Raw genomic sequence first — 23,468 nt, forward strand, 5'->3', positions numbered from 1 at the left:
CCACAGACGTCCCGAATGACATTGTTGGGTACATTCTTGCCATGAAGCATCGCGTGGTCGCCTTGGTCGGCCCCACACAGGAGATGTACCCGGTGACCTGCGCGTCCGCCGTGTTCGGCTACCACGGTCCCGACATCCCCCAGCTCTACGACTTCCGGCTCTGCGCCGAGCGGCCCGGCCCGATCCCGACCACGCTGGGCGCCGACATCGTCGTCCACGACGGCCTGGAGGCCCTGACGGAGGCCGACACGATCCTCATCGCGGGCTGGTGCCCAGGCCCGGACGTCTCCGCCGAAATCGGCGCGGCGGTCCTGGCCGCCCACGGCCGCGGCGCGCGGATCGTCGGGATCTGCGCGGGTGTCCACGTCCCGGCGAGCCTGGGCCTGCTGGACGGTCGCGGCGCCGCGGCCCACTGGGAGCTCACCCACGAGCTGGGACGGCTCTACCCGAGGGTCCGCGCCGACGCGACCGTCCTGTACGTCGACCACGGCGACGTCGCGACGGCGGGCGCCACGGCCACCACCGTCGACCTGTGCCTCAACCAGGTCAGGCGCGACCACGGCGCGGCCCTCGCCATGCGGATCGGCCGGCAGCTGTCGGCGGCCCCGCACCGGGAGGGCTGCCAGCGCCAGTACCCCGCGCTGCCGACGACCGGACCGGTCCCCGACTCCCTCGCCCCGCTCCTCGACTGGATAACTGCCAACCTCGACCGGCCGCTGACCCTGGAGGACATGGCGGCCCGGTCGGGGATGTCGGCGCGCACCCTCAGCCGCCACTTCACCGAGCAGCTCGGCATCTCCCCCGGCCGCTGGCTGCTCGACCGGCGCATCGCCGGCACCCGCGCCCTGCTGGAGGAGACCGACCTCCCGGTGGAGACGATCGCCCAGCGCGTCGGCCTGTCCTCTGCTGTCAACCTGCGCCGCCGCTTCCACAAGGCGCTGAGCACCACCCCGGCCGCCTACCGGCGTTCGTTCCGCTGACCGGCGCCCGGCGGCCCGTACCTTCCGGGGCTCGACCGCTCCCCTGTCACACGCCGGAGGCTTGGAGGGGGGCGGTTTCCTCCCGGGCGGTCCAGAGCCGGGCGGACATCCACGCGATGCCCACGGCCGCGATCACCAGGCCGACCAGGTAGACCGGTACGGGCACCAGGTTCCTGAGCGAGCCCGGGATCATGCCGGCGGCGTAGAGCGCGATCGCGACGGCCGGGAGGGCGCCCGAGCGCAGGGCCGCGACGCTGAAGGTCAGGACTCCCGCGATCAGCACGACCGAGGTGACGAGGAACGCCCGTCCGGTGCCCCCGGCCAGCAGCCCGTCGATCGTGGGCCTGCCCAGCAGCGGGAAGACGTAGTGCAGCGTGTACTCGATCGCGAACGCCCCGGCCAGGCCGGCCGAGTTGAGCAGGTAGCCGATGAGGCCGAGCCTGCCGGCCGTACCGCGTATCAGTAAGTAGAGGCCGGTGATCGCGAAGAGGCCGGCGAGCGCGCCGAACGGTGCGATGGCATGGGTGAGCGCGGTCTCCGGCAGCGCGCCCGCGCGGCGCAGGATGTTGACCAGCAGCAGCACGGCGCAGACGAGGCCGGCCGCCCCGGTGGCCCGGTAGAGAGCTGATTGACGCATGGGGATACTCCATTCCTGTCGGTCATGACGCTCGTCATCGTGCGCGTTGCCGGCCACAAAGTTGAGTGGGTGCGCGGAGACGTAAGCACCCCGAAAGAGAGACGTAAGCACCCCGAAAGAACCGGGCCGACCGCGCCGCGAACCGCTCAAGGCGGACATGCGCGTGCCACTGATCTCCCGGGCTCTTCGAGACGCCGCGCGTCAGCCGGAAGGGACGGTGCCGCCGCGCACGCGCCGTACGAGGTCGCCGGCGGCCTCCGGCCACCGGGCGTGTTTGAAGGCGAAACCCGCTTCGAGCAGGCGGCCGGGGACGACCCTGCGGCTCTTCAGCAGGAGTTCGGTGTCCGAGCGCAGCGCGAACGCGCCGAGCTCGGCCATCCACCTCGTCGCGGGCAGGCCGACCCGAACACCCCACGCGGCGCGCAGCACGCGCATGAACGTACGCTGCGGCAGAGGATCGGGGGCGGCGAGGTTCACCGGCCCGGCGAGGTCGTCCCGGCCGGCCAGGAACTCGACGGCGCGGACGAAGTCGCGGTCGTGGATCCAGGACACGTACTGCGCGCCGCCCGCGATCGGGCCGCCGAGGCCGAGCCTCGTCATCCGCAGCAGGACGTCGAAGACGCCGCCGCGATCGGGACTCATCACCATGGCGGCGCGCATGGCGACCTTGCGCGTGTGCGGGGTCTCGGCTCGCTCCTGCGCTCCCTCCCACGCCTTCGCGATCTCGACGCTGCGGGCCCAGTAGCCGGGGGCGCCGGGTTCGGTGCCGCCGAGCACGCCGGTCGCCTCGTCGTTGGGCGCGTCGAAGCGGTGGGCGTAGACGGTGGCGGTGCTCATCTGCAACCAGACCCGGGGAGGCCGCGCGGCGGCCGCGATCGCCTCGCCCACGACCCGGGTGGAGCGTACGCGCGAGTCCATCATGGCCCTCAGGTTGGCGGCGGTGTAGCGGCAGTTGACGCTGCGCCCGGCCAGGTTGACCACGATGTCGCTGCCGTCGATCTCCTGTGCCCAGGGTCCCGGGGTCTCCCCGTCCCAGCGGACCTCACGCTCACGTACCGGCCGCCTGGTCAGCACCACGACGTCATGCCCCGCGGCCGTCAGCGCACGATCCAGGATCGCGCCCACCTGACCGCTTCCTCCGGGTATCACTATCTTCATCGGACTCCCCAGAACGTGTGGGACCACCGTAGCGCAGCGCGCTGAACGCGTTCAAAAGAGGGTCGCCATCCACGCCGGGGAATCCTCGGCGCACCTCTGAGCCGGGGAGGCGAACGGACGGCGGCCTCCGCCGCCGGGCGCTGATTCGCTACGGACAAAACCGGTCTCCGTTGTGAGAAATGTCGGTGATCACGGCTACGGTCCCGATCATGACCAATGCGGTGCAGGCGTACGCGTACGCCGGACCCTCCACGCTCACCGCCGGGCGGCTGGCCCTGTCCACCTCGGGCGGGCGTACGGTACGCGGCCCGCTGAGCCATCCCCGGTTCTTCAGCGGCCTGCTGACCGAGGCCGCCCCCGCCGCGGCCGGGCTGCTCGCCGTCGCGAACGTGGCGCAGGCCCGTTACGACCGCCCGGCCCCGACCTTCTCCCGCGACCCGGTGGTCACCTGCAACGGCGACCGGCTCCGCTTCGAGTCGTTCTCCGCCTGCGGCGGCGTCTACGCCCGCCTCGACGTGCTGGAACGCGCCCTCGACGGGGAGGTGGTCGACCTGGGCACCACCAACGTCGACGTCAACGGCCCGCTGCGCGAGGCGCTGGCGCGCGTCGGTGGCGCCGACCCCCTCCACCTGGGCGTCGGGCGGGACGAGCTGGCCGTCACCACGCTGGACGGCGCGGTGGTGGAGAAGAAGGTGCCGCTGCCCGAGCGGTGGCTGCGCGGCTTCGCCGAGGTCCAGCTCGTCACCGCGGGTTTCGACCTGCGGGCCGAGCTCACCGGGCCCGAGGCGGTGCGTTTCCTGCGCGCGCTGCCCCGCCGGGTCGGCTCCACCCTGTGGGCGGTGCCCTCGGGCCGCTCGCTGCGGCTGACCGCGGGCCCGGTGCCCGGCGCCGTCTGCCTGCCGGGCCCCGACCGGCTGGCGACGATGCTCACGCTGCTGCGCTTCGCCAGGACCCTGCGGCTGTACGGCCCGGCCCGCCCGGACGCCGCCGTGGCGAGCGCATGGGAGCTGGAGCTGCCCGGCATGCGTTACGTGCTCACCCTGTCCCCGGACAGCGGGCGCTCCTTCTCCACCGAGGGGGCCGTGCTCCGGACGCTGGCCTCCGACGACGCCGCGGACGACGCCGACCTGGTCGGCGCGTTGCTGGCCTTCGAGCCGAGGGTGGAGCCCGACCTGCTGGCCGAGCGCTCCGGTCTTGACACGCCCCGGGTGCGGGCCGCGCTGACGCAGCTCGGCGCGGCCGGCCGGGTGGGCTACGACACCGCCGAGGCCGGTTACTTCCACCGCGAGCTGCCCTACGACCGCGACAGGGTCGCCGCGATGAACCCGCGCGCCAGGGCCGCCCGCGAGCTCGCCGGCGGCGGGGCGGTACGGCTCGACGGGCCCGACCGGGCCCTGGTGACCTCCGGCGACCAGGTCCGCGAGGTGCGCGGCACCGCCTGTACCTGCCCGTGGTGGGCCAGGCACCAAGGACAACGAGGGCCGTGCAAGCACGTGCTCGCCGTACAGATCCTGAAGGGAGCCCAGGCGTGAACGCGTGGGACGACGTACGCGACCTGATCGACAAGAGCGACGCCGACGGCGTCGCGAAGCTGGTCGTGACCCTGGACGACGCCGCCAGGCGCGAGGTCGCCAAGCGGCTGCCGGGGCATCTCAAGGAGATCCGGCTCTATCTCGACTCCTGGCGCGGCGCCGGGGACCGGGCCGAGGCATTGCGCGCGGCGGGCGCCGGCACGATCGCCGCCGCGGCCTCCGTCGCGTCCTGGCTCACCCGGCGCGGCCTGGTCGGCGCCCGCGAGACGGTGGACGACACCGATCGGCTGCTCGACCTGGTCGGCGCCCGCCCGCACGCGTGGCAGGCCGAGCTGGCGGCGCGGCTGGCGGAGAAGCTCCGCGGGAGCGACCCGAGTTACGAGCTGACCGCGTCCCTGATCCTCCGGACGGGCATCGAGCCGCCGGCCGACGACGGCTTCGTCGTGGGCTGGGTGTCGGCGGCGCTCGGCCGCGGGCGGGTGGCCGACGTGCTGGCCGCCGACCCGCTGCTGGACGCGCTCCTGCCGCGGATCTTTCACGCCCAGGGAGTCGGCGAGGCCCTGCAGTGGGACGGTGACCCCACCTCCGGCGGCACCTGGCTGGGCGGGCTTCGCACGCTGGCCGCCGGCGGCCGGGTCGATCGCGCGATGCTGCTGGACGGGTGCGTCGGCCGGTTCCTGCGCGGCGGCACCGCGCTGGAGATGCGCTTCTTCGTCCGCCTGCACCAGGCGCTCGAACCCACCCCCGCCGAGGTCGGGTCCCGGGCCCGCGACTACCTGCGGCTGCTGCCGTCCGCGCCCGGCACGGTCGCCGAGCTGGCCCTGGGCCACCTGCGCGAGCTGCCCGCCGTGTCCCCCGGCGACTTCGCCGAGGCCGTCGAGGCGCTGATGTACCGGCCGGAGAAGAAGCTCGTGCGCGCCGGTCTCTCGTGGCTCGACCGGTCCGTGCGGCTGTCGCCGGAGTACGCCGGGGCGGCGGCCGGGGCCCTGGCGACGGCCTTCGCTCACGAAGCATCCGACGTGCAGGAACGCGCCGTGCGGCTGGCCGTCAAGCACGCCGCGAACCTGGATCCGGCAGCGCTTCGCGACGCGGTCGGCGCCCTGCCCGCCGATCTGCGAGCGCTCCTCGGCATCAAGGAGCGGCCCGGCGAGAAGGAGGAGGAGAGGCCCGCTCTCCTGGTTGCCCCGCGACTCCCCCGGGTCGAGTTCCCGCCGCCCATCACCACGGTGGCCGAGCTCGGCGCGGAGTTCGCCCGGCTCGCGGCCGACCCCCACGGTCAGCTCGGCCGGCTGGAGACCGAACGGCTGGCGGCGGGGCTGGTCGAGCTCACCCACCGGGACCGCGAGGCCGTACGCGCGGCCCTGGCTCCGGTGCCGGTCCGCGAATGGGGATGGAGCGAGAACGACAACCCGCTGGCGTGGCTGTGGGCGGCCATGCAGGCCATCGCCTCTCCGGCGACCTCGTCACCCGCTCCTCGGCTTCCGGGCCCGAGCCATACCTCGGTGCCGCACCTGCTGACCCTGCGCCGGATGGCCGAGCTCGTCAGCGCGGCGCGGGCGGACGCCCTGCCGCCGGTGCTGCTGGCCACCCCGACGAGCGCCGACGGCCATGTCGACCCCGCCGAACTCCTCGCCCGTCTCGAACGCCTGGAAGCCGTGGGCATGGACCCGCCGGACGCCGACCTGCAGCAGGCGTTGCTGCGGATCCCCCGGCGGGTCGACGCCGAGGTCGCCGCGAGGGCCGCCGGGCTCACCACTTCAGCCGGGCGGCTCGTGGCGCGATGGATGTCCGGGGAGGGGCTGGCCGACCCCGTGGTGACGGTCCGGTACGGCTACACCAACGGCACCTACCGGCACAGCTGGTTCGACGAGGGGGAGCAGCCGCTGTACTACTCCAACCCGCGTGCGGCCTCGTTCGTCGCGGCCTCACCGGTCGGGCTCGACCTGGTCGACCCGCTGTGCCGCGATCCCGAGACCCACGTTCACAACCGCGGCGGGTACATGAGCTGGTGGGCCGGGGTCATGCCCTCCCATCGCGAGGTCGTCGCGGCCCACGTGCTGCCGTTCTTCGACTGGGAGTGGCCGGAAAACAGTCCCGGGCTGCCGATCCTTCGCGATCTCGCGCGGGCGGACGGCCCCCTCGGCCCCGCCTTCGCGACCATGCTGGCCTATTGCCTGAACAACGCGGACCCCGCCGATCGTACGGCGGCCCTGGATCTGCTCCTCGTCCTCGCCGCCACCGGCGACCTGCCCGCCGCCGACCTGGGAGACCAGCTCGGCCACCTGGCCAGGAACGGCATGGTGACGCTGAGCCGCGTCATCCCGTCGCTGACCGAGGCGGAACGGGCGGGCGCGGGCGCGCAGGTGTGGCAGGCCGTCGCGGCGGCCCTTCCGCACCTGCTGCCCGCCGACGGGGAACGGCCGCTCAGCGGCCTGGCCGACCTCATCGCGCTCGGCGTCAGGACCGCTCCCCCCGGCGACACCACGCCGGTCCCCGGCCTGGCCGCGATCGCCGCGCGCGGCGGGTCGAGCCGGATGGTCCGCGAGGCGCTCCGCCTCACCCGGCTGCTCTCCCCCTGACGAACGCCCTGAACCCTCAACGCCCCGGGAGCTGCCTGACCGGCGGCCCGGTCGTCGGGGGTTCGGGGCTTGAGGAACACGACCGGCTGGTCGTCCGGCGCGAGGCCGCCCTGGTGGGCCAGGGCTGACGTGGGCATCCTTCCGACCTGACGGCGATCCCGCAGATGACCAGGTACTGACCGGCTCATACGGGATGATTCCGGACGAATGCCAAAATGAGGTCATGGGCGCGGGGGAACTGCACGGGCGAAAGACCGAAGAGGACACGATCGCCGAACTGCTGGCAGGAGCCCGGGCGGGCACCAGCGCGTCGCTGGTGCTGCGCGGCGAGCCGGGCATCGGCAAGACGGCGTTGCTCGACCACGCCGCCGCGGCGGCCGGTGACATGCGGCTGGTGCGCGGCACAGGGGTCGAATTCGAGGCGGAGTTGCTGTTCTCAGGGCTGCAGTTGTTGCTGCGCCCGGCCCTCGGATCCCTCGCCGCGCTGCCCGGCCCGCAGCGCGAGGCTCTGGAGGCGGCGTTCGGGCTCGGGCCGGCGGCTGGCTCGGAGCCGATGCTGGTGGGACTGGCGGTGCTCTCCCTGCTGGCGGAGCACGCGAACGAAACGGGGCTGCTCTGCCTCGTCGACGACGCGCAGTGGCTCGACCGGGCGTCGCGGGACGCGCTTTTGTTCGCCGCCCGGCGCCTGCACGCCGAGGGCGTGGTCATGATCTTCGCAGCCAGGGACGGCGAGGGAGCCTTCCCCGCCCCAGGCCTTCCGGAGTCACGCCTGTCCGGGCTGGCCCCTGAGGCGGCCGCGGCCCTGCTCGACCGGCACTCACTCGCGCCCGCCGTGCGCTACCGCCTGCTCGCCGAGGCAGGCGGCAACCCGCTGGCCCTGCTGGAGCTGCCGGTCGCCCTGGCCGCCGAAGGCGGCAGCGCGTTCTCGCCAGGGGCGCTCCCCCTCACCAGCCGCCTGCGACTGGCCTTTCACGGCCAGGTCAGCCGGATGTCCGAGGCCTGCCAGAGCCTGCTCCTGGTGGCGGCGGCCGACGAGACCGGCGAGCTCACCGTGATCCTGCGTGCCGCCGCCGTGCTGGGCGCGGCCGTCGAGGACCTGTCCCCCGCCGAGCGGGCCGGCCTGGTGCTCCGCGGCGACGCCGACGGCACCACGATCCGCTTCCGCCATCCGCTGATCCGCGCCGCCGTCTACCAGCGAGCACCGCTCGGGCAACGCCTCGCCGCCCACCGCGCGCTCGCCGCCGCCCTCGGCTCGCCCGAGCACGCAGACCGGCGGGCCTGGCATCTGGCGGCCGCCGCCACCGGCGCCGACGAGGATGCCGCCGCCGCGCTGGAGCGCACCGCCGCTCGCGCCCGCGAACGCAACGGCCACGAGGCGGCCGCCGCGGCGTACGAACGGGCCGCCCGCCTGAGCGCCGAGCCCGGCGCCAGGGCTCACCGCGAGGCCCTGGCGGCGGAGGCGGCACTGGAGGCCGGCGATCTGGAGCGGGCCAGAGCCCTCGGCGGCAGCGCGGCCCGCCGGTTGAACGGGGCCCCGGCGGTGAATGCGCGGATCGCGCACGTGCGCGCGCTCGCGGACTTCTGGCAGGGCTCTTACTCCGCCGCCCACCGGTTGCTGCTCGACGGCGCCGGGCTCATCCGCGACACCGATCCAGGCCAGGCCGCCGTGCTGCTGATCCAGGCCGTGCACACCTCCTGGTACCTGGGGGAACAGCAGCTCGCGGCAACGCTGGAACGGCTGATCGCACTGCCGTTGGACGGCGCGGATCCACTCGCACCGGTGGGGCCCTACCTCGTCCACCTCGACCGGAACCGGTCCGACAGACCGCCGCCGCTGGGCGACACCCTCGCGGCGGTGCGGCGGCGGGGCCGTACCCCCGACCAGGTGTTGATGATCCTCTGCGGCGCGGCACTCGCGCTGGGCCAGGACGCCGACGCCTACGAGCTGGCGACCTCGCTCGCCGCCGGGCACCGCGCCAGGGGCGGCGCCGGACGGCTGCCGACGGTGCTGTTCTTCGTGGTCGAGGGCGAAGTGTTCACCGGAAGGCACCTGGACGCGCTCGCCACGGCGAGCGAGGCGCTGGGGCTCGCCCGCGACACCGGACAGCGGCAGTGGGTCAGCCAGTTCAGCAGCGTGCTCGCCTACCTCGCCGCGACCAGGGGAGAGGAGGCCGCCTGTCGGCGCAACGCCGAGGAGGGGCTGGCAGGGGCTACCGCCGGAACCATCTCCCCCGGTGCGCCGTGGGCGCACTGGTCGCTCGGCCTGCTGGACCTCGGCCTCGGCCGCGCCGAGGCGGCGCTCGCCCGCTTCGAGCGCCTGACCCGCGAGCCGATGCGCCATCACATCTGCGCCACCCGCTCCACTCCCGACCTGGTGGAGTCGGCCGTACGAGTGGGGGCGCGGGAACGCGCCGCCGAGCCTCTGGCGCGCTTCGAGCGGTGGGCCGCGTCGGTCGGGCAGCCGTGGGCCGACGCGCTCGTGATGCGCTGCCGTGGGCTGCTCACCGCCGGCGACCAGGCCGAGGCGTTCTACACGGCGGCCCTCGAACTGCACGACCAGGACGGCCGCGCGCTGGAGTACGCCAGGACCGCGCTGCTGTACGGCGAATGGCTGCGCAGGGCTCGGCGGAAGGCCGAGGCGCGCGGGCCGCTGAACGAGGCCCTGGAGGTCTTCGACCGGCTCGGCATGCGGCCGTGGGCCGAACGCACCCGCGGCGAGCTCACCGCGACCGGCGCCCAGGACCAGGGCCCCAGGCCCGCCGAAGGCGTGGCGGCCGGCCTCACTCCGCAGGAACTGCAGATCGCCAGGCTCGCCGCGCAGGGCCTGTCCAACCGCGACATCGCGGCGCAGCTCTTCCTCAGCCACCGGACGGTCGGCTACCACCTCTACAAGGCCTATCCCAAGCTCGGCGTCGCATCCCGGAGCGAGCTCAAGGATTTCGCCGGTCGACTGGGGCTGTGAGACCCTGCCTCGATGATGGAGCAGGTGCTGCCTGGGCAGGTTCTTCCCGTGGACGTCGACGAGGTCACGCCGATCGAGCTGGGCCCCGGTGTCCACGTACGGATGCTCCCGGGCATGCCGGGTATCAGGACGTGGGTGATCGACCTCGCTCCGGGCGTCGAATGGCCGGACCTCGACGTCCACGAGACCTACGGCGAGGCGTACTTCGTCGTGAGCGGCGAGCTCATCGAGGGCGACCGCACCCACGGACCGGGCACCTACGTCGCCTTCGGCCCCGAGACGAGCCACCGGCCCCGTACCGAGACCGGTGTGCGCGCCTTCGGCTTCAACTACGACGTCACCGCTTGACCTGGCCGCTACCCGGCAGGCAGTGCCTCTCGCATCGCCTTCACGGTGGCGGCCGGGTCGTAGCCCTCGGGGACGCCCTCCACCAGAATGATGTCGCCCTCGATGTGCCGCGAGCGCAGCGGTGCGATCTCCCGATACGCGGGTGAGTCCCACCAGGCCCGCGCCTCGGCGATCCCGGGGAAGCCGATCATCACGACGTTCCCGGGCCAGCTGCCCTCCTTCACCTCGTGTTGCGTGACGTGCACGAGGTAGCGGCCGCCGTGCGGTTCGAAGGTCCCGGGCAGGCGCTCGACGTACTCGGCGATCTCCGGGTGCGGGGCGGCGTCCCGCAGGTGAGCGATGGCGTAGGCGGTCATGGTTTCTCCTTCGTTCCTGGATGAGCGGTACGGACCGGCCGTCTCCCCGAGACGTTCAGACTCCGGCCGGCACCTTGTCGAGGAAGCCGAGCACCTGGCTGATCCGCCCGTCGTCACCGATCACCGCGACGTCGAAGCCGATGACGATCGGCTCGGCGCCCTCAGGTCCCAGGTGCCAGGTGAACCGCGCGATGTCGTGGTGGGCGTCCACGGCGTCGCCGAGGCTGAAGACCAGCCCGCCGAACCGCCCCTGGACCGCCGCGATCGTGGCGTCGAGCCCGTCCCTGCCCTTGACGGAGACCAGCGGGTCGGTGTAAATCGCGTCCTCGGCGAAGACCTCCGCAAGCACGGCCCGCCGCGCGGCGGCGTCGGTCTCGTTCCACGCGGTGAGGTAGCCCTGGACCAGCTCGTTCATGTCGCTCATGGCTCTGTCTCCTCAGTGGTCGTTCTCTCTTGTGACCACAAAATTACGCGGACGGGAACGACGGGGAATCTGACGCGCTTAGGTACTTCCGTCCTCCGAAGGGAGTTCCCCGGCCTTGCCGATCGCTCGTAGATCAGGCAGATCGCGCCGGACGCGGTGGCCGAAAGGCCGGAGGCTCATCACACGGACCCGGGCGGAGCCCGTCGGGCATCTCTGGGAGCTGGAAGGAGTGGCGGCCCGTCATGTTGATGTGGTGCCGCACGAACAGCGACACTCGTCTCGCACGTCGAAGGGGCGTGGCGGCCTTCCTGAGGCAGGCCCGCCGGTGGGCCAGGGGGATCGGGGCGGGCCGCGCGATGTCCGACTACCAGCAGGCCGCGACCGAACTGGTCATGCTGCACCAGCGCGCCGAGCGCGACGGCACCGGCCCCGGGGATCTCGCGGCCGAGCGCGACGCCCTGCTGGCGGTCATGGCGCGGTCGCGGGAGAGTTTCGCGCCGCGCTTCCCGTCACAGCCGCAGCCCGCGTAGGACCGCGTAAGGCTCACCGGTCCACCTCCCCGGCCGCTACGAGGTCACTGAACACCGGGCGGAGAGAGGCACGCCCCTGGCGGGGACGCCGGTTGTGGGTTACCGTACTTGACGTGATCGTCAAGTACGAGACCCTCGGCAGCCGGGGACGGCGCACCCGGGCGGCGCTCGTCCAGGCCGGGCGAGAGGCGTTCGAGGAGCAGGGCTACGACGCCGTGCGCGTCGACGACGTCTGCGCCCGCGCCGGGGTCTCGCACGGCACCTTCTACACCTACTTCGGCTCGCGCGAGGAGCTGTTCCGCGAGGTGGCGGCGGCCGTGGTGGGCGAGATGTTCACCGCCAGCGTGGTCGGACCGGCCGCCCCCGCCGACCCGTACGCCCGCATCGAGGCCGCCAACCTGCTCTACCTGCGCGCGTGGGCCGCCAACTCCCGGCTGGTACGGATGCTGGAGCAGGTCGCGGTCACCGACGAGAGCTTCCGCGGCCTCCTGCTCGAGCTGCGCGAGGTCTTCGTGCGGCGGGGCGCGGAGGGGCTGCGGCGCCTGCAGGAGCAGGGGCTGGCCGACCCGTCGCTGGACCCCCGGCTCACCGCCGTGATGCTGGGCGGGATGGTCGAGCACTTCGCCCACGTCTGGCTGGACCTCGGCGAGCACGCCGACGAGCGGACCGCCGTCGCGACGCTCTCCACGCTCTGGGCCCGCGCCATCGGCCTGACACCGGCTCCGGCGTGGGGCCCGGCGCCGGTACGAACACCATCGCCGTCGTCGCCGTCACAAGCACAGGCACAGGCACAGGCACAGGCACCAACGCCAACGCCAACGCCAACGCCAACGCCAACGCCAACGAGCCGGATCGTCGATGTGACGTCCGTGTCAACCAAGGGAGCGGGTTCATGAGCCGCCTGGACACCTCCGGTGAGGACTACCTGGCGCGGCGCGAGGCGATGCTCGCCAAGCTGGCCGAGCTCGACGCCGAGCACGCCAGGGCCGTGGCGGGCGGCGGCGGGAAGTACGTCGACCGGCACCGCGCGCGGGGCAAGCTCCTGGCCAGGGAGCGGATCGAGCTGCTCGTCGACCCCGACTCGGCGTTCCTGGAGCTCTCGCCGCTGGCGGCCTGGGGCAGCGACTTCCCTGTCGGGGCGAGCGTGGTCACCGGGATCGGGGTGGTCGAGGGCGTCGAGTGCGTGCTCGTCGCCAACGACCCGACCGTGCGGGGCGGCTCGTCCAACCCGTGGACGATGCGCAAGACGCTCAGGGCGGCCGACATCGCCCTCGAGAACCGGCTGCCGCTGATCAACCTGGTGGAGTCGGGCGGGGCCGACCTGCCGACCCAGAAGGAGATCTTCATCCCCGGCGGCCGGATCTTCCGCGACCTGACCCGCCTGTCGGCGGCCGGGATCCCCACGATCGCCCTGGTCTTCGGCAACTCCACGGCCGGTGGGGCGTACGTGCCGGGGATGAGCGACCACGTGGTCATGGTCAAGGAGCGCGCGAAGGTCTTCCTCGGCGGGCCGCCGCTGGTCAAGATGGCCACCGGGGAGGAGGCCGACGACGAGTCGCTGGGTGGTGCCGAGATGCACGCGCGTGTCAGCGGCCTGGCCGACTACCTCGCCGCCGACGAGCACGACGCGCTGCGGATCGGGCGGCGGATCGTCAGGGGCCTGAACCGGCGCGGGTCCTGCGTCTCCCCCGGCGCCGTGCGCGAGCCGCTGTACGACGAGGACGAGCTGCTGGGCATCGTGCCGGAGGACCTGAAGATCCCGTTCGACCCGCGCGAGGTGATCGCGCGGGTGGTGGACGGCAGCGAGTTCGACGAGTTCAAGCCCCTGTACGGCGGGAGCCTGGTGACCGGGTGGGCCCGCCTGCACGGCCATCCGATCGGGATCCTGGCCAACGCCCGGGGCGTGCTGTTCAGCGAGGAGGCGCAGAAGGCGGCGCAGTTCATCCAGCTCGCCAACCAGGTCCGCGTCCCGCTGGTCTTCCTGCAGAACACCACCGGCTACATGGTCGGCAAGGACTACGAGCAGGGCGGCATCATCAAGCACGGCGCCATGATGATCAACGCGGTGTCCAACTCGTCCGTCCCGCACATCACGATCGTGATGGGCGCCTCGTACGGGGCGGGCAACTACGGGATGTGCGGCAGGGCCTACGACCCCCGCTTCCTGTTCACCTGGCCCAGCGCCAAGTCGGCCGTGATGGGGCCCGCCCAGCTCGCCGGGGTGCTGTCCATCGTCGGCCGGGCCGCCGCCCAGGCGCGCGGCCAGGTCTACGACGAAGAGGGCGACGCGGCGATGCGCCAGCTGGTGGAGGCGCAGATCGAGGCCGAGTCGCTGCCGTTCTTCCTGTCGGGCCGCCTCTACGACGACGGCGTGATCGACCCCCGCGACACCCGGACGGTCCTGGGCCTTTGCCTGTCCGCCGTCAACAGCGCCGGCAACGCCACCGCCGCTCTCCCCAACGCCGCCGTCGGCAACGCCACCGTCCCGCGGCCCTCGGGCTTCGGCGTCTTCCGGATGTGACCGTGACCATACCCACGCCCATGCCCATGAACGTGCCCATGAACGTGCCCGTCCCGCCGATCCGCCGCCTGCTCGTCGCCAACCGGGGTGAGATCGCCCGCCGCGTCTTCCGTACCTGCCGCGACCTCGGCATCGAGACCGTCGCGGTCTTCTCGGACGCCGACGCGGACGCGCCGCACGTGGCCGAGGCCGACCACGCCGTACGGCTGGGCGGGGTCAGGCCCGCCGACACCTACCTGTCGGTGGAGAAGGTCGTCGAAGCGGCCCGCGTGTCGGGCGCCGACGCGGTCCATCCCGGGTACGGCTTCCTGTCGGAGAACGCCGCCTTCGCGCGGGCCGTACCGGAGGCCGGGCTGGCCTGGGTCGGCCCTCCGGCCGGGGCCGTCGCCGCGATGGGCTCCAAGATCGAGGCGAAGGCGCTGATGGCCGAGGCCGGGGTCCCGGTGCTGCCGGGTTTCGTCGCGGGACCCGGCTACTCGATGGACGACCTGGAAGGCGACCTGGACGCCGTGTTCACCCGGATGAGCGGGACCGCCTCCGGATGGGCCGTACCCCTGCTGGTGAAGGCGTCGGCCGGTGGCGGCGGGCGCGGGATGCGCGTCGTGCGGCTCACCGACGACCTGCCCGGGGCGGTCGAGTCGGCGCGCCGGGAGGCGGCGTCGGCGTTCGGGGACGGCACGGTGTTCGTCGAGCCCCTGCTGGAGGGCGCCCGGCACATCGAGGTGCAGATCCTGGCCGACGGGCACGGGACGGTGTGGGCGCTGGGCGAGCGGGAGTGCTCGATCCAGCGGCGGCACCAGAAGGTGGTCGAGGAGACCCCGTCCCCGGCGATCTCCCCCGTGATGCGGGCGCGGCTCCTCGACGCGGCGGTCACCGCCGCGCGGGCCATCGGCTACGTCGGCGCCGGGACCGTCGAGTTCCTCGTCAGGGACGAGACGGTCGCCTTCCTGGAGATGAACACCCGCCTGCAGGTGGAGCACCCGGTGACCGAGTGCGTGTACGGCGTCGATCTCGTCGAGTGGCAGTTGCGGATCGCCGAGGGCGCCCGGCTCCCCGCGTCGCCGCCCGAACCGTCCGGGCACGCCGTCGAGGTGCGCCTGTACGCCGAGGACCCGGCCCGCGACTGGCTTCCGCAGAGCGGCGTGCTGCACCGCTTCGAGGTTCCCGGGGTGGACGCCCGCTTCGCGCCCGTACCCGGCGGGCGCCACGGCCTGCGGCTGGACTCCGGCGTCGAGGACGGCTCGGAGATCGGCGTCCACTACGACCCGATGCTCGCCAAGGTCGTCTCGTACGGCGCGAGCCGCCCCGACGCCGTGCGCAGGCTGGCCGCCGCGCTGGCGGGCGCGAGGATCCACGGCCTCGTCACCAACCGGGACCTGCTGGTCGAGGTCCTGCGCCACCCGGCGTTCCTGGCGGGGGACACCCACACCGGTTTCCTGGAGGAGCACGGGCTCACCGGGTCCCCCGCGCCCGGCCGGGAACGGCCGGAGCTCGCGCGCCTGTCCGCCCTCGCCGCCGCGCTCGCGGGGGCGGCGGCCAACCGGGCGGCGGCGACCGTGCAGGCGGGACTGCCGAGCGGGTGGCGCAACGTGGTGTCGCAGCCGCAGCGCGCCGCCTTCGCGGAGGCCGAGATCTCCTACCGGATCACCAGGGACGGCCTGCGGGCGGAGGGGTTTCCCGATACGGTCCTGGTCGGCGCGACGCCCTCGCTCGTGGTGCTGGAGACCTCGGGCGTGCGGCACCGGTTCGCCGTCGCCCGCTACGACGGCGTGACGCACGTGGACTCCCCCCTCGGTTCCGTACGGCTCACCCCGCTGCCCCGCCTGCCGGAACCGGTGGAACACGTACTGCCCGGCTCCCTGGTGGCGCCCATGCCCGGTACGGTGCTGCGGGTCGACGTCAAGGCCGGCGAGACCGTCGGGGCGGGGCAGGTGGTCGTGGTGCTCGAAGCCATGAAGATGGAGCATCGGATCGCCGCGCCCGCGCCGGGCACGGTGGCGGCGGTGAACGTGACGCCGGGCCGCCAGGTCGAGGCGGGGGCCGTGCTGGCCGTGATCGAGGAGCAGACGTGACCTCCTCCCCCGGTTCCCGGGAGCCGGGAGGGGGTCTCGACGACGGAAGGACCGAGATGAAGAGCGACGGGGGCTGGCCGGTGGAACGCCTGGTGCGCAGGGAGCTGTCCGGCGGGGTGGCGACGATCACCCTCGACTCCCCCCGCAACCGCAACGCGCTGTCGGTGCGGCTGCTGGGCGACCTGGAGGACCGGCTCAACTGGGCGCTGGCCGAGGAGAGCGTCCGGGTGATCGTGCTCACCGGGACCGGGCCGGTGTTCTGCGCGGGCGCCGACCTGAAGGAGCAGCGGGTCGCGCCGGGCGGCGCGCACGAGGCGCCGGTGACCGCGTCGTTCCCGGAGATCATGAGCCTGATATGGGAGAGCCCGAAGCCGGTCGTCTGCAGGCTGAACGGCACGGCGCGGGCCGGGGGGCTCGGCCTGGTGGCGGCGTGCGACTTCGCGATCGCCCCCGACTCCGCGTCGTTCGCGTTCAGCGAGGTGCGGCTCGGAGTGGTGCCCGCGATGATCTCGGTGACCGTGCTGCGGCGGCTCGGCCCGCGCGCCGCCGCCGAGTACCTGCTCACCGGCGAGACGTTCGACGCCGCCCGCGCCACGGAGATCGGGCTACTCACCCGCGCCGTGCCCGAGGAGGAGCTGGACGCGACCGTCGCGCACTACACCGGCATGCTGCTGCGCGGCGGCCCCGAGGCGCTCGCCCTCACCAAGCAGCTGGTGCGGACCGTACCCGGGCTGAGCGTCGAGGAGGGCATGCGCCAGATGGCCGAGCTGTCCGCGCGGCGGTTCACCTCCGCCGAGGGGCAGGAGGGGATCGCCGCCTTCATGGAGAAGCGGCCCGCGTCGTGGATCCCCGCGCCGGAGACGATCTGATGCCGTACGGCGAGCCGGGGGCGCGCGGTGACGCGTCCGTGACGTCCCGGTCCGAGGAGGGCTGATGCTGCGCGTCGCCAACTGCTCCGGCTTCTACGGCGACCGGCTGTCGGCCGCCAGGGAGATGGTGGAGGGCGGTCCCATCGACGTGCTCACCGGCGACTGGCTCGCCGAGCTGACCATGCTGATCCTGGCCGGGAACCGGCTGAAGGGCCGCCCCGGCTACGCGCCGACCTTCCTCAAGCAGCTGGAGGAGGTCCTCGGGACGTGCCTGGAGCGGGGCGTCAGGATCGTCTCCAACGCGGGCGGGCTGGACCCTGCCGGGTGCGCCGAGGCCGTGCGCGAGCTGGCCGGGCGCCTCGGGCTGCCGGTGAGGGTCGCCCACGTCACCGGCGACGACCTGACCGGCCACGACCTGGGCGGCGCCCCCAACGCGGACACCGGTGAGTCGCTGCCCGCCCCCGCCCTGACCGCCAACGCCTACCTGGGAGGCCGCCCGATCGCCGCCGCCCTGTCGGCCGGGGCGGACGTGGTGGTGACCGGCCGCGTCACGGACGCCGCCCTGGTCACCGGGCCGGGAATCTGGCGGTACGGGTGGGGCCCTGACGACCTCGACGCGCTGGCCGGTTCGGTGGTCGCCGGGCACGTCATCGAGTGCGGCTGCCAGGCGACCGGCGGCAACTACGCGTTCTTCGGCGAGGTGCCCGACCTGGCGCGCTGCGGGTTCCCGCTGGTGGAGCTGGAGGCCGACGGCTCCAGCGTGGTCACCAAGCACCCGGGGACCGGGGGGCTGGTCTCGGTGGGCACGGTCACCGCGCAGCTGCTGTACGAGATCGGGTCGCCCCGCTACCTCGGGCCCGACGTGGTCGCGCGCTTCGACACGATCCGGCTGGAGCAGGAGGGCCCCGACCGGGTCCGCGTCTCGGGGGTGCGCGGCGAGGCCCCTCCCGGCACGCTCAAGGTCGCCGTCAACTACCTGGCGGGCTACCGCAACACGATGACGCTCGTCCTGACCGGCCTGGACATCGAGGCCAAGGCCCGGCTGGCCGAGGAGGCCATCTGGTCGCGGGTGCCGAAGGAGTCGTTCGACGAGGTCCACGTGGAGCTCACCCCGCTCTCACCGCTCACCCCGCACGCACCGCTCGCCGGGACCGCCCTGCTGCGCGTCACCGTGATGGACGCCGACCGGCGGAGGGCGGGGCGCGCCTTCTCCGCGGCCGTGGTCGAGACCGGCCTGGCGAGCTATCCCGGCTTCTACGGCCTCACCCCGCCCGGAGACGCCTCGCCGTACGGGGTCTACTGGCCCACCCTCGTCCCGGCGGAGACGGTGCGGGCCCGCGTCTGGCTCGACGGCCGCGAGCTCGCCGCCGTACCCGGCACAGGCGGCACACCCGGCGCACCCGGCGCACGTGACCTGTCCGAAGTGTCCGGCACACCGGAGGTGACGACCGCACGGGTGGCGAGCGGCGGCGAGGCCACGGGCCACGGGAGCGACGCCGACACCGGCACCGCCCCGCACGGCGGGTGCGGCGACGGTGAGACCGCGCGGGTCGCGCTGGGCACGATCGTGGGCGCCCGCTCGGGGGACAAGGGCGGCAACGCCAACCTGGGGGTCTGGGTCCGTACGGCGGAGCGGTTCGGGTGGCTGGAGGGCTACCTGACGGTCGAACGCCTGGCGGAACTCCTGCCGTTCACCGCCGGCCTGAAGGTCGAGCGCTTCGAGCTGCCCAACCTGCTCGCCCTCAACTTCGTCGTGCACGGCCTCCTCGGCCGGGGCGTGGCCGCAAGTCCCCGTCTCGACGCCCAGGCCAAGGCCCTCGGGGAGGAACTCCGCGCCGGGCTCGCCGACATCCCACGACGCCTCCTCTGAGCCGACATCCCACGACGCCTCCTCTGAGCCGACATCCCGCGACTCCGCCTCTGGCTCGCCGGCGCGACTCCGCCTCCTCCGACGCGGACGCCGCTTCCGCCGGAGCGGGAGACTATTGACCGTCGCGGACGGGAATCATAGATTCACCCCACCTAGAACATCATTCGGTCAAGGAGGGCGCATGACGTCCACGCACATCGACGTCACCGCGATCGACTTCGACGTGCTCGGTGCGTGGATGGACGCGCGGGGGCTGCCGGAAGGGCCGTTCGAGCGGGTCGCGCCGGTGACGGGCGGGACGCAGAACGTCATGGTGCGCTTCGAGCGGGGCGGGGCGTCGTACGTGCTGCGCAGGCCGCCGTTGCACCCGCGCGCCAGGAGCAACGAGGTGCTCCGCCGGGAGGCGAGGGTGCTCGCGGTCCTGCGCGACACGCCGGTGGCGGCGCCGCGCCTGGTCGCGGCCTGCACCGACGAGAGCGTCATGGGCGCGGTCTTCTACCTGATGGAGCCGGTCCGGGGGTTCAACGCCACCGTCGAGCTGCCCGAGCCGCACGCCGGCGACCCCGCGATCCGGCACCGGATGGGACTGGAGGCGGCCTCGGCGCTGGCCGACCTCGGGCGGGTGGACCACGGCGCGCTCGACGGGTTCGGCCATCCCGAGGGGTTCCTGGAGCGGCAGGTGCCCCGCTGGATGGGCGAGCTGGACGGCTACGGAGCCCTGGAGGGATATCCGGGGCCCGACATCCCGGGGCTGGCGGAGACCGCGGGCTGGCTGGAGCGCAACCGGCCGAGGGAGTTCACCCCGGGGATCATGCACGGCGACTACCACCTGGCCAACCTCATGTTCGCCTGCGACGGGCCCCGGGTGGCCGCGATCGTCGACTGGGAGATGTGCACGGTGGGCGACCCGCTGCTGGACCTGGGATGGCTGCTGGCCACCTGGCCGGCCCCCGACGGCGTGGGGGTGATCTCCGGCGGGGTCACCGGGCTGGCCACGGCCGCCGAGCTCGTCAACTGCTACGCGGCCCTGTCAGACCGGGATCTGTCGGCCGTCGACTGGTACGCGGTGATGGCCTGCTTCAAGCTCGGCATCGTCCTGGAGGGCACGCACGCCCGCGCCTGCGCGGGCAAGGCTCCCAAGGAGATCGGGGACCTGCTCCACGCCACCACGCTGAACCTGTTCGCCCGCGCCCGGACGTTCATGTGACCTGCGATGGAATCGGCGTCGGCGCTCTCGGCCGGCGCCCGGCCGCAGCCTGGCGGGGCGATGCCGTGGTCGACGGCCGAGGCGCGGGCGGTGCCCGCATGGGCGGGGGAAAACTTGACTGTTCGTTCCAGATAAGGCTAGCTTGGACGACATGGCACGGGTCAGGGAGTTCGACACGGAGGCCGCGCTGGAAGCGGCGATGTCCGTCTTCCGGCACAAGGGCTACGAGGGCACCTCGGTGCAGGACCTGGTCGACGCCACCGGAGTGGGCCGCGGCTCCCTCTACGCGGCGTTCGGCAGCAAGGAGGGCGTGTATCAGGCGGTGCTGGACCGCTACCGGGAGCGGTACGCGCTCCCCCTGGTCGACCTGCTGCGCAGCGGCACCCCGGCGCGGGAGCTGATCCGCGACATCCTGGTCGATCTGGTGGAGACCATCCTGCGGGACGGGCGCGAGCAGACCTGTCTGATCGTCAGCGCCGCGACCGAGCGGCTGTGCCACGACCCCGAGGTGGCCGCACGGGTGGGGACGACGACCTCGCTGCTGGAGGACGAGCTGACCGAGGCGATCACGGCGGCCCAGAACCGCGGCGAGCCGGTCGGCGTCCGCGACCCCCGGGACTCGGCGAGGTTCCTCATGACCATCATTCACGGGTTGCGTGTCACGGGGGCGATCAACCCCGACCGCCGGTACCTGATGAGCGTCGTGGAGGCGGCCCTGGGCTGCCTCGACTGATGTTTCACGGCCCGAATCTGTAACGATCATTCAAGATATTCGCCGTCGGTGGACAGGAAGAGACGGCATCGGCACACCCCGTTCGCCACAGGCGGCCGGGCATCACCCTAGGAGCATCATGGACATCGGCGTCGGCATCATCGGGGCGAGCGTCGGCGGCTGGGCCGCCATCAGCCACGTTCCCGCGCTCAGGGCCCTCCCCGGCTACGAGTTGCGCGCCATCAGCACGTCACGCCGCGCGTCCGCCGACCTGGCCGCCAAGGAGTTCGGCGTCCCGGCGGCCTTCGACGACCCCGCCGACCTGATCGCCCACCCCGGAGTGGATCTGGTGGTGGTGTCGGTCAAGGTGCCCCACCACCACGCGCTGATCTCCGCGGCGCTCGCGGCGGGGAAGATGGTCTACAGCGAGTGGCCCCTCGGCGTCGGCACCGAGGAGGCGACCGACCTGGCCGCCCGGGCCGAGGCCGCGGGGGTCCGCACGGTGATCGGGCTGCAGGGCGGCTTCCTTCCGGCGATCCGCCACACCCGTGACCTGGTCGCGGACGGCTACGTCGGGAAGGTGCTCGGCACGACGCTGGTCGGATCGGGCCTGGCCTGGAGCCCCGTGACCGACCGCGCGCACGCCTACCTCTACGACGCCGCCGCCGGCGCGACACCCCTGACCGCGTCGGCGCTGCACGCCCTGGAGGCGGTGAACGTCGTGCTCGGCGAGCTCACGACCGTCTCGGCCAACCTGGTCACCAGCCTCACGCGGGCACAGGTGATCGACGACGGCTCCACCATCCCGGTGACGGTGGCCGACCAGGTGTCCGTCACGGGCACCTTCCGCGGCGGCGCGGCCCTCTCGCTGTTCTACCGGGGCGGCGTCTCCCGCGGCGACAACTTCCACTGGGAGATCAACGGCACCGACGGCGACCTCGTCCTGACCGCGCCCGGCGTCAACGGCAACCTCCAGGCGCTGGACCTGCGACTGCGGGGAGGCCGGGGCGACGCCCAGGCGCTCGCCGACATCGCCCTGCCCGACAGCCTCTTCCATCCGGTCCCGCGCGACCTGCCCGCGACTGCGCAGGGCGTGGCCCAGGTGTACGCGCACTTCGCCCGGGATCTGCGCGAGGGCACGCGCACCGTGCCCGGCTTCGACCACGCGCTGCGGCGGCACCGGCTCGTCGACACGATCGAGCGGGCCTCTCGCACGGGAACCGCCCAGACTCCGGCCCCGGCGTAGGAGCGCCGCCCTGGCGTTCTCCGTCGCGGGGAACACCTCACCCATCAGGTCCGCCGGGTTGTTCCCGGCCCGCGCCCCAGCACTCCCTGCCCCTTCTCCGGCGCCGGTCCGCCCTTTTGAAACCTTCATGCAACCTTTCGCGTCCCAGGATTGCTCGCAATTGCTTCAAGAATGCGGTTCGGGGAAGGATTCAGTCATGCGTCTCCGGTTTCTTGGCTCCACCTCCGAGGCGGGGGCCTGCCCCTCCCTCTACGAGACCGACCGCGGGACCATCGTGGTGCAGGGTCTCCGAGTGACCGACGCGGCGGCGCTGGCCGATCTGCGCCACGTCCTGGACGGCGAAACCGCCGTCGAGGTACCGCGTGAGCTTCTCGCGGACATCGCGCGCCGAGTACTTTCTGTAAATATTGGTCACGATTAGGAGTGCTCTCTGGCTTGATCCACACGCTCGGGGCTAGCGTCGTGCGCACCATGCGGGAGGTGACGTGGGCACGCCGGGAGCACAGGCGGACGGCGGCCGCGCCATCCGGCTCGCGCGAACGGCCGAGGAGATCGTGTGACCGGGTTCCAGCAGGCCAGAACCGAACTCGGGGTGCGGCTACGGCACCTGCGTGAGGCCGCCCGCCTGTCGGGCAAGGAGCTGGCCGAGCGGCTGAGATGGCAGGCGTCCAAGGTCTCCCGGATCGAGAACGCCCGCCAGACCGCGACCGAGGACGACGTCACCCGGTGGGCGCAGGCCGTGGGCGCCACCCCCGAGATCGCCGGGGAACTGGTGGAGCAGGCCGCGAGCCTCCTGGAGCGCCAGGACTCCTGGCGGCAGCGGCACCGCAGCGGGCTGGCGGCGCTCCAGGAGGACATCCGCGACGTGGAGGCGCGGACCACCCGGCTGCGGGTGTTCGAGCCCGGCGTGGTCATCGGGCTGCTGCAGACCACCGAGTACGCCCGGAGCATCTTCACCCGGATCAAGCGCCTCTACCAGGCGCCCGACGAGATCGACGCGGCCATCCGGGTGCGCATGCAGCGCCAGGACATCCTCTACGACCAGAGCAAGCGGTTCAGGTTCGTCATGCCGGAGGCGGCGCTGCGCCACCGGCTCGCCCCGCTGGACGTGATGCGCGGGCAGCTCGACCGGTTGCTGGCGGTGACGGCGCTGCCGAACGTGGAGTTCGGCGTGATCCCCTTCGAGGCGTCCCTGCCCTCGGCGCTGCTCAACGGCTTCTGGATATATGACGACGACCACGTGGCGGTGCCGACCAGGACGAGGGACCTGCTGCTGCGCGACCCGGAGGACGTCGCCTTCTACGCGCGGACCTTCGAGGAACTCTGCGAGGTCGCCGCCTTCAGGGAGGATGCCAGATCGGTGATCGTCCGAGTACTCAACGATTTCTCCGGACAATCAGCCGACCAAACACCGCAATTGCTTGATTAGCATCCCAAGATCGTGCAAGTCTCTGTCGACACGGAG

Annotated in this window: 20 protein-coding genes; 16 read left to right on the forward strand and 4 right to left on the reverse strand. The window is 73.0% G+C overall.

Annotation, left to right across the window (positions count from 1 at the left end; translation table 11 throughout):
* Window positions 1-41: 41 nt before the first annotated feature.
* Window positions 42-980 carry a GlxA family transcriptional regulator gene (locus ACTOQ2_RS13695; RefSeq protein ID WP_440099944.1) on the forward strand — a complete coding sequence of 313 codons (939 nt, stop codon included), beginning with the start codon at window positions 42-44 and terminating at the stop codon, window positions 978-980.
* 46 nt (window positions 981-1,026) lie between these two features.
* On the opposite strand, the gene ACTOQ2_RS13700 is transcribed toward ACTOQ2_RS13695, so the two are convergent.
* Complete coding sequence (locus tag ACTOQ2_RS13700; protein ID WP_440099945.1) at window positions 1,027-1,617, reverse strand: hypothetical protein; 591 nt, start codon at window positions 1,615-1,617, stop codon at window positions 1,027-1,029.
* Between the two features lie 201 nt (window positions 1,618-1,818).
* A complete protein-coding gene (locus ACTOQ2_RS13705; protein WP_440099946.1) occupies window positions 1,819-2,775 on the reverse strand; it encodes an epimerase in 957 nt (318 codons plus the stop codon).
* Window positions 2,776-2,984: 209 nt separating this feature from the next.
* On the opposite strand from ACTOQ2_RS13705, the gene ACTOQ2_RS13710 reads away from it, so the two are divergent.
* The 4 genes from ACTOQ2_RS13710 to ACTOQ2_RS13725 all read left to right on the forward strand — a co-directional run bounded on the left by ACTOQ2_RS13710 (window position 2,985) and on the right by ACTOQ2_RS13725 (window position 10,196).
* The gene (locus tag ACTOQ2_RS13710; RefSeq protein ID WP_440099947.1) at window positions 2,985-4,307 is read left to right on the forward strand and encodes an SWIM zinc finger family protein; all 1,323 of its coding nucleotides are present in this window, start codon (window positions 2,985-2,987) and stop codon (window positions 4,305-4,307) included.
* Window positions 4,304-6,886 carry a DUF7825 domain-containing protein gene (locus ACTOQ2_RS13715; protein ID WP_440099948.1) on the forward strand — a complete coding sequence of 861 codons (2,583 nt, stop codon included), beginning with the start codon at window positions 4,304-4,306 and terminating at the stop codon, window positions 6,884-6,886. The genes ACTOQ2_RS13710 and ACTOQ2_RS13715 overlap by 4 nt, the downstream gene beginning before the upstream one ends.
* Window positions 6,887-7,109: 223 nt before the next feature.
* On the forward strand, window positions 7,110-9,848 hold the full coding sequence (locus tag ACTOQ2_RS13720; protein WP_440099949.1) for an AAA family ATPase: 2,739 nt from the start codon (window positions 7,110-7,112) through the stop codon (window positions 9,846-9,848).
* Window positions 9,849-9,860: 12 nt separating this feature from the next.
* Window positions 9,861-10,196 carry a cupin domain-containing protein gene (locus tag ACTOQ2_RS13725; protein WP_440099950.1) on the forward strand — a complete coding sequence of 112 codons (336 nt, stop codon included), beginning with the start codon at window positions 9,861-9,863 and terminating at the stop codon, window positions 10,194-10,196.
* Window positions 10,197-10,204: 8 nt separating this feature from the next.
* On the opposite strand, the gene ACTOQ2_RS13730 is transcribed toward ACTOQ2_RS13725, so the two are convergent.
* Both ACTOQ2_RS13730 and ACTOQ2_RS13735 read right to left on the reverse strand, forming a co-directional pair.
* Complete coding sequence (locus tag ACTOQ2_RS13730; protein WP_440099951.1) at window positions 10,205-10,552, reverse strand: DUF1330 domain-containing protein; 348 nt, start codon at window positions 10,550-10,552, stop codon at window positions 10,205-10,207.
* Window positions 10,553-10,607: 55 nt separating this feature from the next.
* Window positions 10,608-10,976, reverse strand: coding sequence for a nuclear transport factor 2 family protein (locus ACTOQ2_RS13735; RefSeq protein ID WP_440099952.1), 369 nt, complete (start codon window positions 10,974-10,976; stop codon window positions 10,608-10,610).
* A gap of 296 nt (window positions 10,977-11,272) precedes the next feature.
* On the opposite strand from ACTOQ2_RS13735, the gene ACTOQ2_RS13740 reads away from it, so the two are divergent.
* The 11 genes from ACTOQ2_RS13740 to ACTOQ2_RS13790 all read left to right on the forward strand — a co-directional run bounded on the left by ACTOQ2_RS13740 (window position 11,273) and on the right by ACTOQ2_RS13790 (window position 23,432).
* Window positions 11,273-11,506, forward strand: a complete 234-nt coding sequence (locus ACTOQ2_RS13740) for a hypothetical protein (protein WP_440099953.1) — start codon at window positions 11,273-11,275, stop codon at window positions 11,504-11,506.
* Between the two features lie 113 nt (window positions 11,507-11,619).
* Complete coding sequence (locus ACTOQ2_RS13745; RefSeq protein ID WP_440099954.1) at window positions 11,620-12,402, forward strand: TetR/AcrR family transcriptional regulator; 783 nt, start codon at window positions 11,620-11,622, stop codon at window positions 12,400-12,402.
* Window positions 12,399-14,027, forward strand: a complete 1,629-nt coding sequence (locus ACTOQ2_RS13750) for an acyl-CoA carboxylase subunit beta (RefSeq protein WP_440099955.1) — start codon at window positions 12,399-12,401, stop codon at window positions 14,025-14,027. Before ACTOQ2_RS13745 ends, ACTOQ2_RS13750 begins: the two co-directional genes overlap by 4 nt.
* A 26-nt stretch (window positions 14,028-14,053) precedes the next feature.
* Complete coding sequence (locus ACTOQ2_RS13755) at window positions 14,054-16,099, forward strand: acetyl/propionyl/methylcrotonyl-CoA carboxylase subunit alpha (protein WP_440099956.1); 2,046 nt, start codon at window positions 14,054-14,056, stop codon at window positions 16,097-16,099.
* A 56-nt stretch (window positions 16,100-16,155) separates the two neighbouring features.
* Window positions 16,156-16,968: an enoyl-CoA hydratase-related protein gene (locus ACTOQ2_RS13760; protein ID WP_440100217.1), complete on the forward strand. Its 813-nt coding sequence runs from the start codon at window positions 16,156-16,158 to the stop codon at window positions 16,966-16,968.
* 64 nt (window positions 16,969-17,032) lie between these two features.
* The gene (locus ACTOQ2_RS13765) at window positions 17,033-18,838 is read left to right on the forward strand and encodes an acyclic terpene utilization AtuA family protein (protein ID WP_440099957.1); all 1,806 of its coding nucleotides are present in this window, start codon (window positions 17,033-17,035) and stop codon (window positions 18,836-18,838) included.
* Window positions 18,839-19,019: 181 nt separating this feature from the next.
* Window positions 19,020-20,045, forward strand: a complete 1,026-nt coding sequence (locus tag ACTOQ2_RS13770; RefSeq protein WP_440099958.1) for a phosphotransferase family protein — start codon at window positions 19,020-19,022, stop codon at window positions 20,043-20,045.
* A 151-nt stretch (window positions 20,046-20,196) separates the two neighbouring features.
* Window positions 20,197-20,778 carry a TetR/AcrR family transcriptional regulator gene (locus ACTOQ2_RS13775; protein ID WP_440099959.1) on the forward strand — a complete coding sequence of 194 codons (582 nt, stop codon included), beginning with the start codon at window positions 20,197-20,199 and terminating at the stop codon, window positions 20,776-20,778.
* A gap of 118 nt (window positions 20,779-20,896) precedes the next feature.
* Window positions 20,897-22,003 (forward strand): Gfo/Idh/MocA family protein, encoded by a 1,107-nt coding sequence (locus ACTOQ2_RS13780; RefSeq protein WP_440099960.1) that lies wholly within the window; start codon window positions 20,897-20,899, stop codon window positions 22,001-22,003.
* A 196-nt stretch (window positions 22,004-22,199) separates the two neighbouring features.
* Window positions 22,200-22,424 carry a hypothetical protein gene (locus ACTOQ2_RS13785; RefSeq protein WP_344745052.1) on the forward strand — a complete coding sequence of 75 codons (225 nt, stop codon included), beginning with the start codon at window positions 22,200-22,202 and terminating at the stop codon, window positions 22,422-22,424.
* 135 nt (window positions 22,425-22,559) lie between these two features.
* Window positions 22,560-23,432, forward strand: coding sequence for a helix-turn-helix domain-containing protein (locus tag ACTOQ2_RS13790; RefSeq protein WP_440099961.1), 873 nt, complete (start codon window positions 22,560-22,562; stop codon window positions 23,430-23,432).
* Window positions 23,433-23,468: the final 36 nt, after the last annotated feature.

This window comes from Streptosporangium sp. H16 (genome assembly GCF_051918855.1).
Classification (GTDB): domain Bacteria; phylum Actinomycetota; class Actinomycetes; order Streptosporangiales; family Streptosporangiaceae; genus Streptosporangium.

Coding starts and splice junctions, on each gene's coding strand:
- ACTOQ2_RS13750 (WP_440099955.1), top strand. CDS start 12,399: ATGAGCCGCCTGGACACCTCCGGTGAGGACTACCTGGCGCGGCGCGAG.
- ACTOQ2_RS13710 (WP_440099947.1), top strand. CDS start 2,985: ATGACCAATGCGGTGCAGGCGTACGCGTACGCCGGACCCTCCACGCTC.
- ACTOQ2_RS13705 (WP_440099946.1), bottom strand. CDS start 2,775: ATGAAGATAGTGATACCCGGAGGAAGCGGTCAGGTGGGCGCGATCCTG.
- ACTOQ2_RS13785 (WP_344745052.1), top strand. CDS start 22,200: ATGCGTCTCCGGTTTCTTGGCTCCACCTCCGAGGCGGGGGCCTGCCCC.
- ACTOQ2_RS13760 (WP_440100217.1), top strand. CDS start 16,156: ATGAAGAGCGACGGGGGCTGGCCGGTGGAACGCCTGGTGCGCAGGGAG.
- ACTOQ2_RS13765 (WP_440099957.1), top strand. CDS start 17,033: ATGCTGCGCGTCGCCAACTGCTCCGGCTTCTACGGCGACCGGCTGTCG.
- ACTOQ2_RS13700 (WP_440099945.1), bottom strand. CDS start 1,617: ATGCGTCAATCAGCTCTCTACCGGGCCACCGGGGCGGCCGGCCTCGTC.
- ACTOQ2_RS13725 (WP_440099950.1), top strand. CDS start 9,861: ATGATGGAGCAGGTGCTGCCTGGGCAGGTTCTTCCCGTGGACGTCGAC.
- ACTOQ2_RS13755 (WP_440099956.1), top strand. CDS start 14,054: ATGAACGTGCCCATGAACGTGCCCGTCCCGCCGATCCGCCGCCTGCTC.
- ACTOQ2_RS13770 (WP_440099958.1), top strand. CDS start 19,020: ATGACGTCCACGCACATCGACGTCACCGCGATCGACTTCGACGTGCTC.
- ACTOQ2_RS13720 (WP_440099949.1), top strand. CDS start 7,110: ATGGGCGCGGGGGAACTGCACGGGCGAAAGACCGAAGAGGACACGATC.
- ACTOQ2_RS13775 (WP_440099959.1), top strand. CDS start 20,197: ATGGCACGGGTCAGGGAGTTCGACACGGAGGCCGCGCTGGAAGCGGCG.
- ACTOQ2_RS13695 (WP_440099944.1), top strand. CDS start 42: ATGAAGCATCGCGTGGTCGCCTTGGTCGGCCCCACACAGGAGATGTAC.
- ACTOQ2_RS13780 (WP_440099960.1), top strand. CDS start 20,897: ATGGACATCGGCGTCGGCATCATCGGGGCGAGCGTCGGCGGCTGGGCC.
- ACTOQ2_RS13735 (WP_440099952.1), bottom strand. CDS start 10,976: ATGAGCGACATGAACGAGCTGGTCCAGGGCTACCTCACCGCGTGGAAC.
- ACTOQ2_RS13730 (WP_440099951.1), bottom strand. CDS start 10,552: ATGACCGCCTACGCCATCGCTCACCTGCGGGACGCCGCCCCGCACCCG.